Here is a 17665-nt window from a genome sequence, read left to right as displayed (position 1 = left end):
TGATGTGGACCGGCACCCCCGTCCTCGGCCGAACTGTCCGGCGGCCCGCAGGTGCGCCGGACGGCGGTCAGGTGGACAAGAGGCCGGGGTAGTGCCGCTCGACGACCCGCCGCATCCGCAACCGCGTCAGTTCGTGCAGGGGCGAGTCGTCGTCGAGGTCGGCGGCCAGGCCGCGCACGAAGTCGTCGACACGCTCCGCGACGGGCGTCGGAAGCCGTGCCCGGTCCCGGTCCCGTGCCGTGAGCAGCATGTCCATGATCCGGTCGAGGGCGGCGAAGCGGCGGGGCAGCATGCGGATGCCGTCGAGCACCCTGACGTACAGGGTGGCGAGCTCGCCACCGGGGACCATGGAGATGTCCTCCATGAGGAGCCGCAGGAGATCGTGCGCCAACGACGTCGCGGGCGCCCCGGCCTCGGCGACGAACGTGGTCACGGCCGGGCCGAGGTTGCGGAACACCGGGTCCATCGCGTGCCGCACGACCGAGTCGTTCGTCGCCCCCGTCAGGGACATCTTGTGCCACAGATCGTCCCAGTAGGTGCGCTGCCAGGCGCTCCCGCCGTGGCCTTCCGGGTTGCGGAACAGCCAGTTGGGGTCGACGCGTTCCGGAGCCAGGACCTCGCCCTCACGGAGCGATATCTCCAGGACGCGGTGTCCGTCGGAGTCCCAGCGGCGGCGCGTGGTGAAGGCGAGCGCGAAGTCCGTCCATTGCTGCTCGTCCATCGAGGACCGCCACAGCTGACAGCTCCGGGACCAGTCGCTCACCGGGTCCGACGACTTCGGGAACAGCTCGGCCGCGGTCGTCCGCCCCACGAGGACCATGGCCATGAGCACCAGGTTCGAGCCGTACAGGCCGTGGCGCGTGGCTGTGGCCATGCCGGCGGGCCGGTAGCCCGGATGGTGATCGGCGGTCCGTGTCTCGTGTTCGTGCAGGACCCGGATCAGCCGGGCCGCCAGGCGCTCGCGCTCCGCCGCGTCCATCGGACGGACGAGCCCGCGCGCGAACCGCAGCATCTGACGGGAGGCCAGGGACGCGTAGGACAACAGGGCGTACGTCAGATCGTCGTCGATCCGGGACTCGCCGAGGGAGAGCGACGGGCGCGGCGTCAGCAGGTCGGTGAGCAGCCGCAGCGCGAGCCGGACCACCAGGTACTCGCCGAACGTCGCGTGCAGGAACTCGTATGTCGACAGGGTCTGCCCGTCCCGCACGGACTGCGCGCGCTGCACGAAGAAGAACCGGCCGAGCGCCACCTCGGCCGCGCCCAGCGGCGTGCGGAAACCGGAGGCCTCGGCCGCGCGTCTGCCGAGCAGCGCCGCCAGGTCCTCGTCCAGCTCGGCCGCCGACACCCACTGCCGGCGCCGGTTGACGAGGGCGAAGGCGACGAGGGACAGCCGCTGCAGCTCCTGCTCGACCCGCTCGCCGCTCTCGTGGTCCGGCACGCCGCCCCGCGTGGTCTTGCCGACCTCGCGCCGCGCGAACGACGACAGCAGCTCCTCGTACAGCTCGGTGACCGCGAGGGGTTCGCCGCCCTCCCGGTGGAGGCCGCCCTCCGTGGCGTCGTACAGCGCGAGCATCGTCAACAACAGTGGCTGCGCCGCGAGTTCGGCGTGCCGGGAGACGGTCTCCCAGGTGAGCGGCCGCAGTGTGGTCGCGTTGGCGTCGTTCCAGATGGCCAGCCACCGCTCCACCTGCTCCGTCCGGAAGGGTTCGAGGCGCAGGACCACCATGCCGTCCGGATAGCGTGTCCGGTCGGCGACGGCGGTGCGGCTCGTCACCAACGCCAGGACCGGGCGGCCCTGTTCGGCCTCGCGCTGCTGGAAACGGGCGACGCGCACCAGGAAGTCCGTGTGGTGGACGCCGGTGGTCTGGAGGAGTTCGTCGAACCCGTCGAGCAGGAGCACGGGAGTGCTGCCGCCCGCCGCGCGCACCAGGTCGGGCCAGGTCGTGCGCTCGCCGGTCGCCGCGCGGATCGCCTGCTCGATCTGGTCCTGCAGTTCGTCCTCCGCGCGCACGTCCCGCAGCGGGACCCGGACGGGCAGGAACCCGGCGGCCGGCAGCCGCGCGGCCAGGACCCGGGTGAGCACGGACTTGCCCGCGCCGGGCTGGCCGAGGACGAGGAGCGGGGCCTCGGCCAGGGCCGGACCGGTGAGCGCGCCGGCGAGGTACCGGGTCAGGTCGTGCCGCACGCCGAACTGCTCCCACCACGACTCGTCGGCGGGGCCCGACTGGCCCCGTGGCTGCGCGACGCGGAAGTCGGGGTCGAGGTACATGGCCCGGAGCGTGGGGACGACGATGCCCTCGGGGGCCGTCGAGGTGTCGAGGACCGGGTGGCCGAGCGCGGCCTCGTGCGAGCGGGCCAGGGCGGCGGCGACGTCGACGGGCGCGGTGAGGCCGCGGGCGGTGGCGGTGAGGAGGGTGTCGATGCCGTCGAGGGCGCGGCGCACCTCGGCGCGGGTCGCGCGGTGTTCGTTCTCGGTGACCCAGAGGGCGAACTCCGGCGCGGTCTGCATGAGGTGTGAGTAAAGCTCCCGGTAGTTCGCCAGGGCCTCGTCCGTTCTCGCCACGAGCAGGGTGTCGCGGAACGCCTGCTGCTGCGTCTCCGAGAGCAGCTCCCACTGCGCAAGGCCCGTCACGAAGGCGATGAATCGGCGTGAGAGGGAGAAGTACCAGTGGTCGAGGGCCTCCACGAAGTCCTCGTGCGGCGCCGGACACGGAACGGCCGCCGTCAACAGTGACTGCACCAGCCCGTCCTCGGCGGAAGCGCCCACGAGCGCCAACTGCTCCTGACCGGACAGCTCCACGTCGTCCAGCGAGATCGGCAGGTCCGCCGCCTCCAGCGCCTGGAACCAGGCCACCACGACGATCACGGTGTGGGCCGCCCGCAGCACCTCGGTCCGCTCGGCCCGGCCCTCGGCCCGGCCGAGCCGTCGGCCGGCGCCCCGCACCGCGTCCCGCCCGAGCCCGATGATGCGGCCGCGCTCGGACATCATGCCGAACACGGTCCCGCTCGCCCCGCCGGTCGCCAGATTCAGCGCCCCGCCGAGCGCCCGGTCCAGCGCGGCGATCCGCGGCGGATCGACCCCCAGCAGCTCCAGCGCGTCCGCGAACGACAGCAACCTCCGCGATCCCACCCCGACCCCCTCGCTCGTTCCTCGGCGTCCGCCGACCCCGCCCCGGGTGGCTTCCTTACAGTACGAGGGCGTCAGGGGCGTCGTGGGGCGATCGTTCGCTCAGGTGCCGGCCAGGGCCAGCAGCGCGTGGTCCGCCCCCGGCGCCCCCACCGCGCACAGCCCCACGGGCAGTCCTCCCACCCGCAGCAACGGCATCCCGACCGCGGGCAGCCCGGCCAGCGACGCCGGACACGTCAGGCGCAACGTGGCGGCCCGCGTCGCCTCGATCGCCTCCGCGCCCGCCTCCGCGCGGGGCGCGGGGCTGCTCGCCGACGGCAGCAACAGTGCGGTGCCGGGCGGGACTTCGGCCAGCAAGGTGGTCCGCGCGGAGTCCAACACCCGCCTGCAACGGGCGAGTTCGCGATCGCCGACCGTGCGCCCCGCCTCGAACCGTGCCGCCACGTCCCGCCCGAGCGCCCCCGGATGGCGTTCGATCCACGCCCCGTGGCTGTGCCACGCCTCGGCGGCCTGCACGGTGCGGAACGCGGGCAGCCACTCCGTCACCCCGGCCGCGACACCGCTGTCGACCCGTACGACATCGAGGCCCGTCCGCGACGACAGTGCCCGCACCGCCGTCTCGAACGCCGTCGCCACCTCCGGCCCGGCCTGCGCGGTGACCGCGTCGTCCACCACGAGACGGCGCACCGGCACGGTCGCGCTCTCGGGCAGCAGTGCCCGCGCCCCGGCCCGCAGGACCCCGGCCGTACGCGCCAGCAGCCCCACCGTGTCGAACGACGGCGCGAGCGCCACGAGTCCGTCCGTCGGGATACTTCCGTGCGTGGGACGCCAGCCGTACAGACCGCAGTACGAGGCGGGCACCCGGATCGAGCCCGCGGTGTCCGTGGCCAGGCCCAGGTCCGCCGCGCCGCCGGCCACCGCGGCCGCACAGCCGCTGCTGGACCCGCCCGTGGTCCGGCCGGGCGCCGCCGGATTCCCCGGCGTCCCGTAGTGGACGTTCGTCCCGGCGAGGCTGAACGCGAGCTCGTCCGTGTGGGCGAGGCCCGCCACCGAGGCCCCGGAATCCAGCAACTGACCTACGGCTGAAGCGTGTTCGGGCTCCGGTGGCGCTTGCTCCAGCCACACCGGATTGCCGCCGCCCACCCGCTGCCCCGCCACCGCGAACAGGTCCTTCACCGCGACCCGCACCCCCGCGAGCGGGCCCTCGGCCGCACCGGCGGCGAGGAAAGGCGCGCCGGTGGCGCGCCAGACCGCGGGGTCGAAGGAGAGGCTGACCTGGTCCGTCACTGTCGCGTCCACGACGGGAGCGTAGGGGCGGGGCGTTTCACCGGGGTTAATCACAGGGCGCCCTACCGGAAGGTGAGGACGGGACAGGAGGGGCACTTGGGCGCGTATCCCCTGAGCGGCGTGTTCCGCAAGCCGCTGAATGGCTTACCGTGTGGCCCGTGGACAGTCAGGGAAAGCGGGCGGTTCGGCTGCGCCTGACCGGGGCCGCGGCCCTGGCCGTCGTATCGGGTACGGCGGGGACCTGGGCGTACGCGCGCGTCGGCGCCTCCGCGTCCGACCTGGTCCGCGACCTCGCGGTCGGCTGGGCCTACGTGGTCGCCGGCATCATCGCCTGGCGGCGCAGGCCCGCCAACAACACCGGCCGCCTCATGGTGTTCGAGGGCATCACCTGGTTCCTCGGCAACCTCCAAGGCACCTCGGTCCCGGCCCTGTTCGCGTTCGGCGCCTGGTGGGAAGCGCTGAACATGGCGGTGCTGCTGCACCTCGTCCTGTCCTTCCCCGAGGGACGTCTCACCACGGTCCTCACCCGGCGCCTCGTCCAGTTCGCGTACGGTCTCGTCGCGGTCGGCGGCCTGCTGCGCGCCCTCCTGTTCGACCCGGCGACCGACACCGGGGCGACCTATCTGGACTGCCGCGCCTGCGGCCCCAACCTCTTCCTCGTACCGTCCTGGCACGGCCTGTTCGACACCTTCGACGCCGTGTACCACGCGGCGGGCTGGGTGATCTCCGCAGTCGCCGCCGTCGCGATCGTGCTGCGCTGGCGGCACGCGTCGGCCGCCCGGCGGCGCGCCCTGCTGCCCGCCTGGATCGGCATCGGCATCGCCGTCGCGTTCCTGATGTGGGACATGCTGTTCTACGTCGTGCCGTGGTTCGGCGAGGTCGGCTCCGTCGCCGAACAGGCCGTGTACCTGATGTCGGACCTCGCCCAGGTCGCCGTCCCCTTCGCCTTCCTGGGCGGTCTGCTGCGCATGCATCTGCAGCGGGCCGAGGTCAGCGGGCTCGTCATCGACGTGGGCACCGACCCCGACCCGTCCCGGGTCCGCGAGGCGCTGGTGCGCGTCCTCGGCGACCCGACGCTGCGGCTCGGCCTGTGGCGCGAGGAGCGCGGCGCGTACGTCGACGGGGCGGGCCGCGAGGTGAGCCCCGAGCGGCCGGGCCGGACCCGGGTCGACGCCGCCGACGGCCGGCCGCTCGCCGTGCTGCACCACGACCCGGCGCTGCTCGAGGACCCGGAACTCCTCGGCTCCGTCTCCGCCGCGCTGCGTCTCGCCCTGGAGAACGTGTGGCTGCGCACCCGCGCCAAGGACGTCGCCACCCGGATCGTCCAGGCCGCGGACGCCGAGCGGGGCCGTCTCGAACGGGACCTGCACGACGGGGCGCAGGCCCGCCTCGTCTTCGCGCTCATGGCCGTGCGCCGCGTGCAGCGCGGGCTCGCCGAACACCCCGACGAGACCTTGCGCGAGGCCGCGGGAGAGGCCGAGTCGAGCCTGCGCCTGGCCATCGAGGAACTGCGCGGCCTCGCCCAGGGCATCCACCCGGCCGTCCTCACCCGCGAGGGACTCGCGCCCGCGCTCACCGCGCTCGCACAGGAGGCCGCGCTGCCCGTCGTCGTAGCGGCCGAGCCCCGCCGCTACGACCCCCTCGTCGAGACCACCGCCTACTTCACCGTCTGCGAGGCGCTCTCCAACGCGGCCAAGCACGCTCGGGCCCGCGCGGTCAGCGTCTCCGCCCGGCACCAGGACGGCCGGCTCGTCGTGGAGACCGTCGACGACGGAGTGGGCGGCGCCGACACCGCCCGCGGCACCGGACTGCGCGGCCTCGCCGACCGGCTCGCCGCCGTCGACGGCGTACTGCACATACACAGTCCCGCCGGCGGCGGGACCAGGATCAGGGCGGAGCTGCCGTGCGGGTGATCGTGGCCGAGGACTCGGCGCTCCTGCGGCAGGGGATCGTACGGCTCCTCACCGACGAGGGGATCGAGGTGGCAGCCGAGTGCGGGGACACCGCCCCGCTGCTCGCGCTCGTCGCCGAGCACGCGCCGGACGCCGTGCTGCTGGACATCCGGATGCCGCCGACCCACACCGACGAGGGCCTCGTCGCGGCGGCCGCGATCCGCGCGATCCACCCGGGAACCGGCGTCCTGCTGCTGTCGCAGTACGTGGAGACGACGTCCACGGTGCACGCGCTGGCCGAGCGGCCCGAGGGCTTCGGGTACCTGCTCAAGGAGCGGGTCGCCGACATCGAGGAGCTGCACGGTGCCCTGAAGCGGGTGGCCGCGGGCGAGACCGTCCTGGATCCGCTGGTCGTGGCCCGGCTGATGGACGCGCCGCGCGCGCCGGGTCCCCTCGACGAGCTGACCGGGCGCGAGCGCGACGTGCTGTCCCTGATGGCCGAGGGCCGCTCGAACGAGGCCATCGCCCAGAAGCTGGTCATCGGCGGCAAGACCGTCGAGACGCACGTCCGCAACATCTTCGGCAAGCTGCGCCTGGAGCCCGATCTCCTGGAGCACCGGCGCGTCATGGCCGTTCTCATGTATCTGCGGGGCTGAAGCCCGCCCGCCGCACGCAAGAGGTTCCGGCTGTCCGCTCCGGAGACGACGTCGTTCCCCCGTTCCCCCGTGGTCCCCCGTACGTCGTCCGCGGAGCGGTGCCGGAGCTCCACAGTAGGCGTGGCCGTGGAGCGGGACATCAGGGTCAGCCCTGAGATGTGGAATCCGGCCCACCTCTTTGATCACGGCATGCCCCCATTTGATCACCGGGTGATTGCTCCCGGGTGCCCCTTCCCAGCTGCCGTGACCCGGGTCTATAGTCCAAAACTAGCAGTGCTAATTTACCGCTGGCCCTTGGAGCTGACCGTGCGTCCCGTCCACTTCGCCGCCGCCCGCCGCACCCCGATCGGAAAGCTGCGCGGAGCCCTCTCCACGGTCCGCCCCGACGACCTCGCGGCGACGGTGATGCGGGGCGTGCTGGCGGACGTGCCCGCGCTCGACCCGGCCCGCGTCGACGACATCTACTGGGGCGCCGCCAACCAGGCCGGCGAGGACAACCGCAACGTCGCACGGATGGCCGCCCTGCTCGCGGGCCTGCCCGAGTCGGTACCCGGCGCGACCGTGAACCGGCTCTGCGCCTCCGGCCTCGAAGCCGTCACCACCGCGGCCCGCACCATCGCCGCCGGCGAGGCCGACATCGTGCTCGCGGGCGGCTCCGAGTCCATGAGCCGCGCCCCCTTCCTGCTGCCCCGCCCCGACGACGCGCTGCCGCACACCCTGCAGACGTACGACACCCGCCTCGGCTGGCGCCTGACCAACCCGAGGATGAAGGAGCTGCACGGCGTCCTCGCGATGGGGGAGACCGCCGAGGAGGTCGCCGACCGGTACGGCGTCCCGCGCGAGCGGCAGGACGCGTTCGCGCTGCGCAGCCACCAGCGGGCCGCCGCCGCCCGCAAGGACGGTCTCTTCGACGCCGAGATCCTCCCGGTCACCCGGCCCGACGGCGTCGTCGTCGACGCCGACGAATGCATCCGCCCCGACACCTCCCTGGAGAAGCTCGGCGGCCTCAAGCCCGTGTTCCGCAAGGGCGGTTCGGTCACCGCGGGCAACGCGTCGCCGATGAACGACGGCGCGGCCGGCCTCCTCCTCGTCAGCGAGGAGGCACTGGAGGAACTGGGCCTGGAGTCCCTCGGTCGCTACGTCGTCGGCGCCTCGGCCGGTGTCCACCCCGACGTCATGGGCATCGGTCCGGTGCCCGCCACGCGCAAGGCGCTCGGCCGCGTCGGCTGGACGATCGACGCCATCGAGGAGGCCGAGTTCAACGAGGCGTTCGCCGCCCAGGCGCTCGCCTGCGTCGACGGCCTCGGCATCGACCCCGACCTCGTCAACCCCACCGGCGGTGCCATCGCCCTCGGCCACCCCCTCGGCTGCTCCGGGGCCCGCATCCTCACCACCCTGCTGCACCGGCTGCGCCGCACCGGCGCCGCCCGGGGCCTCGCCACCATGTGCGTCGGCGTCGGCCAGGGCAGCGCCGTCCTCGTCGAGCGCGGCTGAACTCCCTGGCCAGTACCTGAACTCCCCGACCAGTAAAGGACATCGAGCACTCATGAGCAGGTTCACCGGTCGCGTCGCCGTCGTCACCGGCGCCGCCCAGGGCATCGGCGCCGCCACCGCCCGGCGGCTCGCTGAGGAGGGCGCGACCGTCGCCGTCGTCGACCTCACCGCGGAGCGCGCCCGGGCCACCGTCGACGCGATCGAGGCCAAGGGCGGCACGGCCCGCGCCTACGGCTGCGACGTCACCGACCAGGAGGCGGTGGAGGCCGCGTTCGCCCAGGTCGTCGCGGACCTCGGCGGGCTGCACATCCTCGTCAACAACGCGGGCATCACCCGCGACGGCATGTTCTTCAAGATGCCGAAGACCGACTGGGACGCGGTCATCAACGTCAACCTGAACAGCGTCTACACCTGCTCCCAGGCCGCCCAGAAGTACATGGCGCAGGCGAAGTACGGAAAGATCGTCTCCCTGTCGTCGCGGTCCGCCCTCGGCAACCGGGGCCAGGCCAACTACGCCGCCGCCAAGGCCGGCATCCAGGGCTTCACCGCCACGCTCGCCATCGAACTGGGCCGCTTCAACATCAATGTCAACGCGGTCGCCCCCGGCTACATCGCCACCGCGATGACCGCCGCCACCGCCGAGCGCGTCGGCTCCACCGCCGACGAGCACCAGAAGCTCGCCGCCGAGCGGACCCCGCTGGGCCGCGTCGGGCAGCCCGAGGACGTCGCCGCGGTCGTCGCGTTCCTCGCCAGCGACGACGCCTCCTACGTCAGCGGTCAGACGCTGTACGTCAACGGCGGCGCCCGCTGACCCAGTTCAGGGTCCACGACCTGGTCCAGAGCCGCACCAGCAGTCAGCACCGAACGGAGCACCACTCCTCATGGCAACCCTCTCCCTCGCCGCGATCCTCGCCGAGTCCGCCCGTCGCCACCCCGACAAGGTCGGACTCGTGGAGGGTGAACTGCGCCTCACCTTCAAGGAGTTGTGGCTGCAGGCCCGCAAGCAGGCCGCGGCCCTGACCGGCCTCGGCGTCCGCCCGGGGGACCGGGTCGCCCTGATGGCGCCCAACACGGCCGAGTTCCCCCGCGCGTACTACGCGGCGCTCGCGGCGGGCGCCGTCGTCGTGCCCGTCCACCTGCTCCTGTCGGCCGAGGAGGTGCAGCACGTCCTCAGGGACAGCGGCGCGAGCCTGCTGCTGTGCCACCCGGCGCAGGCCGCGGTGGGCGCGGCCGCCGCGCAGGCCGCAGGGGTGCGCATGCTCACGCTCGGCGCCGCCGGGGACCTGGAGCAACTCACCGACGCCGAAGACCCGTTGCCGTCCTACGTCACCCGCGAGGCCGACGACCCGGCCGTCATCTTCTACACCAGCGGCACCACGGGAGTCCCCAAGGGCGCCGAGCTGAGCCACTTCAACCTGGTGATGAACGCGACCGTCAGCGCCTTCGACGCCAACGACGCGCACGTCGACGACATCGCGCTCGGCGCCCTCCCGCTGTTCCACGCGTTCGGCCAGACCGTCTCCCTGAACGCGACCTGGCGCGTCGGCGCGACGCTCGTCCTGCTGCCCCGCTTCGACGCGGCCCGCGCGATCGACCTGATGGTCGCCGAGAACGTCAACACGTTCCACGGCGTCCCGACGATGTACGTGAACCTGCTCGCGGCGGCGCCCGAGGCCGGGAAACTCCCGCAGCTCAAGATCTGCGTCTCGGGCGGCGCCTCGCTCCCCGTCGCCGTCCTGGAGGGCTTCGAACAGGCCTTCGGCGCCACCGTCTACGAGGGCTACGGCCTCTCCGAGACCTCCCCGGCAGCCTCCGCCAACCAGCCCGCGTTCGGGGCCCGTCCCGGCACGATCGGGCAGCCCCTGTGGGGCGTCGACGTCGAGATCGCGCGCGCCGAGGTCGAGGACCGCGTCGAACTGCTGCCGACGGGCGAACTCGGCGAGGTCGTCGTCCGCGGCCACTGCGTCTTCACCGGCTACCTGGGCCGCCCGGAGGCGACCGCCGAGGCCCTGGTCGACGGCTGGTTCCGCACCGGCGACCTCGGCACCAAGGACGAGGACGGCTATCTGCGCATCGTCGACCGCAAGAAGGACATCATCATCCGCGGCGGCTACAACGTGTACCCGCGCGAGGTCGAGGAGGTCCTCATGCGGCACCCCGGCATCGGCCACGCCGCGGTCATCGGCCTGCCCGACGACGTCCACGGCGAGGAGGTGTGCGCGGTGATCGTGCCCAGGCCCGGCACGGCACTCGACGCCGCCGAGCTCACCGCCTGGTCCAAGGAGCACCTCGGCAAGCACAAGTACCCGCGCCGCATCGAGTTCACGGACCAACTGCCGCTCGGCCCCAGCATGAAGGTCCTCAAGCGGGAACTGAGGGCCACCTACGCCGGCAGCTGAGCACCCCGTATCACCATGTGGCGCCCCTGACGCGCGGCGGATAGGTGGGTCTACCATCGGCCCCCCATGCACGACATTTTCGGGATCACCCCGTGGGAGTTCACCGCCCTGGCCGCCGCGGCCCTGCTGGTGGGCTTCTCCAAGACCGCCGTCAGCGGCGCCAACACGGTCAGCCTCGCGATCTTCGCCGCGATCCTGCCCGCCCGTGCGTCCACCGGGGTACTGCTGCCGATCCTCATCTGCGGCGACATCCTCGCCGTGCTCACCTACCGGCGGCACGCCCACTGGCCCACGCTGTGGCGGCTGTTCCCGGCCGTCGCCGGGGGAGTGGTGCTCGGCACGGTCTTCCTCGCCCTCGCCGGGGACGGGGCCGTGCGCACCTCCATCGGCGCGATCCTGCTGCTGATGGCCGCCGTCACGCTGTGGCGGCGGCGCAGGGCCGAGACACCCGAACCCGAGGAGACGGCGACCCGCGCGGCCCGCGTCAAGGCAGGCTCGTACGGGGTGCTCGGCGGCTTCACCACGATGGTCGCCAACGCGGGCGGTCCCGTGATGTCGATGTACCTGCTCTCCGCGGGCTTCCGGAAACTGGGCTTCCTCGGCACCTCCGCGTGGTTCTTCCTCATCGTGAACTCCGCGAAGGTGCCGTTCAGCGTGGGCCTCGGCCTCATCGACGGCCGCTCCCTGCTCCTGGACGCCTGCCTCGTCGCGTTCGTCGTGCCCGGTGCACTCATCGGCAAGACGGCCGTGAACCGCATCAACCAGCGTCTGTTCGAGCAACTGGTCATCGCCGCCACGATCCTCGGCGGCCTCCAACTGCTGCTGCGCTGACCCCGTCCGCGCGTCCTCGGCGCCTAGGAAGGCGTGAGCGTGCGGTCGGAGCCGGGCTGCTGCGGCAGGCCCTGCGCCAGGTCCTCCGCGAGCAGCCGCTTCGCGATCGAGTCGACCGCAGCCCGCAGGTCCTTGCCCGGAGCCCGGCCCAGATCCGCCTCGACCTGCTTGGACAGCCACTCGCCCCACGCGTGGCCGATGACACCGGCCTCCCGGCGCCCCGCCTCCGTGTGCGAGAAGTACGAGCCCGTACGCGACAGATAGCCCTCGTCGACCATCCGCTGGAACACCGGCACCAGGACCTCCGGCGGCAGCTTGCGCCGCGCCGCGATCATCCCGAGACTCGCGTGCCCGACCATCCGCGTGAAGAACTCCACCTGCATCACCGCCCAGGCACCCGCGATGTCGAGCCGGGTGTCCGAGGACCCGAGGATCCGCCGGGCGGTCTCCAGGTCCGACTTCTTCACGATGTTGCCGACCGCCCGCTCCAGCAGATGCGCCGGGTCACCGGTCGTCGGCTGGGCGAAGCCCTCGCCCATGTCCGAGGAGCCCATCCGCGCACTGTCGCGCAGCTGCACCTGCTTGAGGAACAGCGCCACCAGGAACCCGATGGCCGCCACCGGCACCGTCCACAGGAACACCGTGTGCAGCGAGTCCGCGTACGCCTCGACGATCGACGCCCGCGCGACGGCCGGCAGCGCGTGCAGCCCCTCCGGGCTCTGCGCGGCCTTCGCGAGCGCCGCCGGATCGAGCCCCGTGCCGGTCCGGGCCGCCGCCTCCACCCCTTCCGTCAGGTTCGGCTTCAGCGTGTTGGCGTAGATCGTGCCGAACACGGCCGTCCCGAAGGAACTGCCGAGCGTACGGAAGAACGTGACGCCCGACGTCGCGGTGCCCAGATCCGCGTACTCGACGGTGTTCTGCACGGCGATCGTCAGCACCTGCATGCACAGGCCGATGCCGACGCCGAGCACGAACATGTAGAGCGACTCCAGCCAGGCGCTCGACGAACTCCCCATCAGGGACAGGAGATACAGGCCGAGGGCCATGACGAGCGACCCGACGATCGGGAAGATCCGGTACTTGCCCGTCTTGCTGACGACGTTGCCGGAGAAGATCGACGCGATCAGCAGACCGATCACCATGGGCAGCGTCCGCACCCCGGAGATCGTGGCCGAGTCGCCGTCGACGTACTGCAGATACGTCGGCAGGAACGTCATCGCGCCCAGCATCGCGAAGCCCACGATGAAGCTGAGGATCGAGCACACCGTGAAGACGGGATTGGCGAAGAGCCGCATCGGCAGCATCGGCTCCGCCGCGCGCAGCTCCACCCAGCAGAACAGGCCGAGCGCGACGATGCCGCCCGCGAACAGGCCGATGATGACGCCGGAGCCCCACGCGTACTCGTTGCCTCCCCAGCTGGTGGCCAGGATCAGCGCGCTCGCCCCGACCGCGACCAGGGCGATGCCGAGATAGTCGATGACCGGCCGGGTCGCCGATCTCACCACCGGGATGGTGCGGGCCGCGGCGATCACCACGACGATCGCGATCGGAACGTTGACGTAGAACGCCCAGCGCCAGGTGAGGTGGTCCGTGAACAGGCCGCCGAGCAGCGGACCGATGACCGTCGCCACGCCGAACACGGCGCCGATCGCACCCTGGTACTTGCCGCGCTCGCGCAGCGGGATGACGTCCGCGATCAGCGCCATGGCGGTCACCATCAGACCGCCCGCGCCGATGCCCTGCATCGCCCGCCAGGCGATCAGCAGCGTCATGTTGCCCGCGAGACCGCACAGGAACGAGCCGGTGATGAAGACGATCGCCGAGACCTGGAAGACCACCTTGCGACCGAACAGGTCACCGAACTTGCCGACGAGCACCGTGGCGACCGTCTCCGCCAGCAGGTACGCCGTCACCACCCACGACATGTGGGCCGCGCCGCCGAGGTCCGAGACGATCGTCGGCAGGGCCGTGCCGACGATCGTCTGGTCGAGGGCGGCCAGCAGCATGCCCAGCATGATCGTGACGAAGACGACGTTGCGGCGGCGCTTGTCCAGCACCGGCGGGGCCGGGGCCTCTGCGGCGGGCTGCGGGGTTTCGGTGGCTGTCACCTCTGCAGGGTGGCCCGTGGCCGCGGGCGGCGCATTCGGGTGGGGCCGGACCGGTGAAGCCGCTGGGCCGTCTGGCGTGATGCCGGGTGGCGGGTGCGGGGGGTGTGTGGTGGGCCGCGCAGTTCCCCGCGCCCCTTACGAGGCTTTCCTGAGGCGGGGTGTGCAGGCGGCCGCGTCCACCGGTGCGGGGTTCCGCTCCACCCGGCTCGCCAGCCGTCCGGCCCATGCCGCCAGCGCCTGCGGGTCCAGACCGGCCGGGGGCTCGCCCGTCCAGGCCGTCAGCCCGTCCGCCCCCCGCCGCAGCAGCCGGGCGCCGCCCCTGGCGTTGCCGCGGGCCGCGTGGGTGAGGCCCACCGCCAGCTGGGCCAGGGCCCGCCACAGGTCGCGCTCGGCGGCGGGGCCGGACTTCCAGGCGTCCTCGAAGACCTCGTGCGCGTGGAACGGGCGGCCCGCGTCGAGCAGCTCCTGTGCCTGGGCGACGGTCTGCGCCGGGGTGCGCACGACGCCCTCCGGCTGGCGGTCGACGCCGGGGCTGCCGTAGGGGAGCGGCCGGCCGAGACCGTCGCGGGGACGTGCGTTGCGCGCCCGGCCCGCGTCGTCGCGGTCCCGGTCACCGCTGTGCGAAGTGCTCATGCCCCGATTCTCGCCCACCTCTCCCGGCGGCCGCGCAAGGGTTTCAAACCACCCGTGAGCTTGGGGTATTGTTCTGTCTGTCGCCGCCGGACGGGACCCGGAAGGCAGCCGACATCGGGACGTGGCGCAGCTTGGTAGCGCACTTGACTGGGGGTCAAGGGGTCGCAGGTTCAAATCCTGTCGTCCCGACTTAATGAAGTCGCAGGCCGTGGGGCCGCTTCGGAGAGATCCGAAGCGGCCCCACAGTCGTTCCCGGGGCCGCTCACCGCGGGTGCGCCGCCCGCCAGGCCGCCATGGACGCGTCCCACTCGTCCCCCGACAGCGCGGTCAGCGAGGCCGGGAACAGTCCGTCCTCCTCCTTCGCGATGTGCCGGTGCAGCTCGTGCACCGCCTCGGTGAAGGTGCGGACATCGCCCGGGTCGGTCAGGTCCAGCGCGGGTAGCAGCCCGGCCAGTTCGCGGTGCTCGGACTCCAGGGCCGCGATGTACTCCGCGTACTCGGGATCCTCACGCATCACCCAGAACAGGCCGTCCTCCTCGCCGCGCCAGTGCGCCGTGAGCTCCGCGGCCATGCGGTCCACGAGGCTGCGCGCCCTCGCCGGGTCCCCGCGGTCGAGGGCCCGCAGCGCGTCGCCGGCGGCGTCCGTGACGCGCTCGTGCTCGGCGATGAACTCCTTGATGAGGGGAATGTCCCGGCAACCGCAGTAATGGCACATGGGGTCAGTGATACGTCAGTCCCGAGGAGGGATCGTGGAGGCCGTCGGTGTGGGGCGGTCCGCATGACAGCATGCGTGTAACCAGCAGCTATAGCGGAAGGTCGGGGAACGGGCATGACCGGCGGGACGGTTGAGGCGACACCTGATGACGGCACGGCGGCGCGCACGGATGGGCCCGCCTGGCCCGCCGTCGCCGCCCGCCTGGACGCCGTACCCGTCCACGCCTGGCACTGGCGGATCACCCTGCTCGCCGGACTCGCGACCTTCTTCGACCTGTACGAGGTGTTCCTCGGCGGTGTGCTCGGCAGCGTCCTCACCGAGCAGTGGCACCTCGACTCGGACGCGAAGGCGCTCCTCGTCGGGGCGCCGTTCTTCGGCATGTTCGCGGGGGCCGTGCTGCTCGGCAGGGCGGCGGACCGCTTCGGCCGCCGCCCGCTGTTCATGCTCAACCTCGCGGGTTACAGCGTCAGTTCGCTGCTGGCGGCCTTCGCCCCCGACCTGACGTCGCTGGTCGTGCTGCGCGTCGTCGCCGGGCTCTTCCTCGGCGCCGAACTCCCGCTCGTCGACACGTACGTCAGCGAACTGCTGCCGGGCGCGGTCCGCGGGCGGTTCGTCGCCGTCGCGTACACCCTCGGCTTCTGCGGCGCGCCGGTCGCCGCCCTGCTCGGCGGGCTGCTCGTCGCGGACCGGCACCTGCTGATCGACGGCTGGCGGTGGCTGCTGGTCTTCGGAGGCGTCGGCGCGGCGTTCGTCTGGCTGCTGCGGCGGTCGCTGCCCGAGTCGCCGCGCTGGCTGAGCGCCCGCGGCCGGTACGGCGAGGCGGACGGCATCGTCGCCGAGGTGGAGCGCGGCGCCGGGCTGACGCCGGCCCTGCCCTCGTCCCCCCTTCCGCCGCCCGCACCGCAGGCGACGGAGAAGGACACCGTCGTGCCCGTCCGCGCACTGTTCCGGCCGCCGTACCTGCGGCGCACCGCGATGCTCTGGATCTTCCAGGTGCTGCAGACCGTCGGCTACTACGGCTTCGGGTCCCTCGCGCCGCTCGTCCTGATGGCCAAGGGCCACGACGTCGTGCACTCGCTGACGTACACGGCGCTCAGCTTCCTCGGCTACCCGATCGGCTCCGCCGTCTCGATCCTGTTCATCGAGCGGATCGAACGCAAGACGCTGGTGATCGTCTCGGCCGCGGCGATCGCCGTGTTCGGCCTCGCCTTCGGGACCGCGGACTCCTCGGCGGCGATCGTCACGGCGGGCGTCCTCATGACGCTCACCCAGAACATCTTCTCCAACGCCTTCCACGTCTACCAGGCCGAACTGTTCCCCACCGGCATGCGGGGCAGCGCCGTCGGCATCGCCTACTCGCTGTCCCGGCTGACCGGCGGCGTGCTGCCCTTCGTGGGCCTCGCGGTGCTGGACGCGTTCGGCGCCCGGGGCATGTTCGCCGGGTGCGCCGTCCTGATGGCGCTGCTGTGCGTGGACGTGGCGGTCCTCGGGCCCCGCACGACCGGACGGACCCTGGAGAACGTGCGGGGGTAAGGTCTCGCGTCCGCCACGAAAATGACGCGAACCGGCGGACCGGGCCCGGATAGGCTCACGCGGCGTTGATCCCCGCCGCGAAAGGTGACCATGGGCGTTCGCAAGCTGCACGACGACGAGGCCGACATCGACGAGGCGCTCGTACGCGCCCTGGTCGACGAGCAGTTCCCGCACTGGGCGGGGCTGCCGCTGCGGTACGTCGCCTCGCACGGCACGTCCAATGTGCTGTTCCGGCTCGGCGACGATCTGGTGATCCGGCTGCCGCGGGTGCGCCGGGCGGCCCCGGACCTGGCGAGCGAGCACCGGTGGATGCCGTTCCTGGCCGCGCGGCTGCCGGTCGCCGTGCCCGAACCGCTCGCCGAGGGCAAGCCGGGGCACGGGTTCCCGTACCCGTGGGCGGTGCACCGCTGGCTGCCCGGCGCGATCCCGGACGTGGGGAACCTGGAGAACCCGCAGGCCCTGGCCGGTGACCTGGCGGCGTTCGTCGCGGCGATGCGCGGGATCGACCCCACGGGCGCGCCCGAGGCGTACCGGGGCCGGCCGCTCGCCGAACGGGACACGGGGACCCGCGAGGTGCTGCGGCGGCTCGCCGGTGCGATCGACGCCGACACGGCCCTCGCCGTCTGGGACGCCGCCGTGCGGGCCCCGCGCGGCCCACTGCCCGACGTGTGGCTCCACGCCGATCTCCAGCCCGGCAACCTCCTCGTCGACGGCGGACGGCTCAGCGCCGTCATCGACTTCGAGTGCATGGGCACGGGCGACCCGGCCGTCGACCTCCTCGTCGCCTGGTACGTCCTCGACGCTCCGGGGCGCCGGATCTTCCGGGACGCCGTCGGACTCGATGCCGACACGTGGGCGCGCGGCCGGGGCTGGGCCCTGACCGTCGCCGCCCACGAGCTGGCGTACTACCGGGAGTCGAACCCGTTCATGGCACGGACCGCCGAGCGTGTCATCGGCGCCGTGCTCGCCGAGGACCGCGGCTGACGGGCA

The 17665-nt window shown here is 72.7% G+C and carries 13 protein-coding genes and 1 tRNA gene; 9 read left to right on the top strand and 5 right to left on the bottom strand.

What is annotated here, in order from left to right; all coding sequences use genetic code 11:
• Nucleotides 1-67 precede the first annotated feature (67 nt).
• Together ACQUQD_RS05655 and ACQUQD_RS05650 are read right to left on the bottom strand one after the other, a co-directional pair.
• Complete coding sequence (locus ACQUQD_RS05655) at nucleotides 68-3130, bottom strand: NACHT domain-containing protein (protein WP_428950825.1); 3063 nt, start codon at nucleotides 3128-3130, stop codon at nucleotides 68-70.
• A gap of 99 nt (nucleotides 3131-3229) precedes the next feature.
• On the bottom strand, nucleotides 3230-4426 hold the full coding sequence (locus tag ACQUQD_RS05650) for an amidase (protein ID WP_428950824.1): 1197 nt from the start codon (nucleotides 4424-4426) through the stop codon (nucleotides 3230-3232).
• A 146-nt stretch (nucleotides 4427-4572) separates the two neighbouring features.
• On the opposite strand from ACQUQD_RS05650, the gene ACQUQD_RS05645 reads away from it, so the two are divergent.
• From ACQUQD_RS05645 to ACQUQD_RS05620, 6 genes are all read left to right on the top strand, one after another.
• Nucleotides 4573-6327 (top strand): sensor histidine kinase, encoded by a 1755-nt coding sequence (locus tag ACQUQD_RS05645; protein ID WP_428950823.1) that lies wholly within the window; start codon nucleotides 4573-4575, stop codon nucleotides 6325-6327.
• Entirely contained in the window at nucleotides 6324-6962 is a 639-nt protein-coding gene (locus ACQUQD_RS05640; protein WP_428957462.1) for a LuxR C-terminal-related transcriptional regulator, read from the top strand. Before ACQUQD_RS05645 ends, ACQUQD_RS05640 begins: the two co-directional genes overlap by 4 nt.
• Nucleotides 6963-7268: 306 nt before the next feature.
• Nucleotides 7269-8456, top strand: a complete 1188-nt coding sequence (locus tag ACQUQD_RS05635; protein ID WP_428957461.1) for a thiolase family protein — start codon at nucleotides 7269-7271, stop codon at nucleotides 8454-8456.
• Nucleotides 8457-8508: 52 nt separating this feature from the next.
• On the top strand, nucleotides 8509-9267 hold the full coding sequence (fabG, locus tag ACQUQD_RS05630; protein ID WP_428950822.1) for a 3-oxoacyl-ACP reductase FabG: 759 nt from the start codon (nucleotides 8509-8511) through the stop codon (nucleotides 9265-9267).
• Nucleotides 9268-9337: 70 nt separating this feature from the next.
• The gene (locus ACQUQD_RS05625; RefSeq protein ID WP_428950821.1) at nucleotides 9338-10855 is read left to right on the top strand and encodes a long-chain-fatty-acid--CoA ligase; all 1518 of its coding nucleotides are present in this window, start codon (nucleotides 9338-9340) and stop codon (nucleotides 10853-10855) included.
• Between the two features lie 66 nt (nucleotides 10856-10921).
• Entirely contained in the window at nucleotides 10922-11686 is a 765-nt protein-coding gene (locus ACQUQD_RS05620; protein WP_428950820.1) for a sulfite exporter TauE/SafE family protein, read from the top strand.
• Nucleotides 11687-11709: 23 nt separating this feature from the next.
• On the opposite strand, the gene ACQUQD_RS05615 is transcribed toward ACQUQD_RS05620, so the two are convergent.
• Together ACQUQD_RS05615 and ACQUQD_RS05610 are read right to left on the bottom strand one after the other, a co-directional pair.
• Complete coding sequence (locus tag ACQUQD_RS05615) at nucleotides 11710-13794, bottom strand: MDR family MFS transporter (protein ID WP_428950819.1); 2085 nt, start codon at nucleotides 13792-13794, stop codon at nucleotides 11710-11712.
• 135 nt (nucleotides 13795-13929) lie between these two features.
• Nucleotides 13930-14427, bottom strand: a complete 498-nt coding sequence (locus tag ACQUQD_RS05610) for a DUF309 domain-containing protein (RefSeq protein ID WP_428950818.1) — start codon at nucleotides 14425-14427, stop codon at nucleotides 13930-13932.
• A gap of 115 nt (nucleotides 14428-14542) precedes the next feature.
• Between ACQUQD_RS05610 and ACQUQD_RS05605 the strand changes: the two genes are divergently transcribed.
• Nucleotides 14543-14616: transfer RNA gene (locus tag ACQUQD_RS05605), tRNA-Pro, on the top strand.
• Between the two features lie 73 nt (nucleotides 14617-14689).
• On the opposite strand, the gene ACQUQD_RS05600 is transcribed toward ACQUQD_RS05605, so the two are convergent.
• Complete coding sequence (locus ACQUQD_RS05600; RefSeq protein ID WP_428950817.1) at nucleotides 14690-15142, bottom strand: hemerythrin domain-containing protein; 453 nt, start codon at nucleotides 15140-15142, stop codon at nucleotides 14690-14692.
• A gap of 114 nt (nucleotides 15143-15256) precedes the next feature.
• Here ACQUQD_RS05600 and ACQUQD_RS05595 point away from each other — a divergent pair, with 114 nt between their 5' ends.
• Entirely contained in the window at nucleotides 15257-16675 is a 1419-nt protein-coding gene (locus ACQUQD_RS05595) for an MFS transporter (protein WP_428950816.1), read from the top strand.
• A gap of 90 nt (nucleotides 16676-16765) precedes the next feature.
• Complete coding sequence (locus ACQUQD_RS05590) at nucleotides 16766-17659, top strand: aminoglycoside phosphotransferase family protein (RefSeq protein ID WP_428950815.1); 894 nt, start codon at nucleotides 16766-16768, stop codon at nucleotides 17657-17659.
• The last annotated feature ends 6 nt before the right edge of the window (nucleotides 17660-17665 follow it).

This window comes from Streptomyces sp. cg35 (assembly GCF_050410835.1).
GTDB lineage: Bacteria > Actinomycetota > Actinomycetes > Streptomycetales > Streptomycetaceae > Streptomyces.
This window is presented reverse-complemented; position numbering and strand designations above follow the sequence as displayed.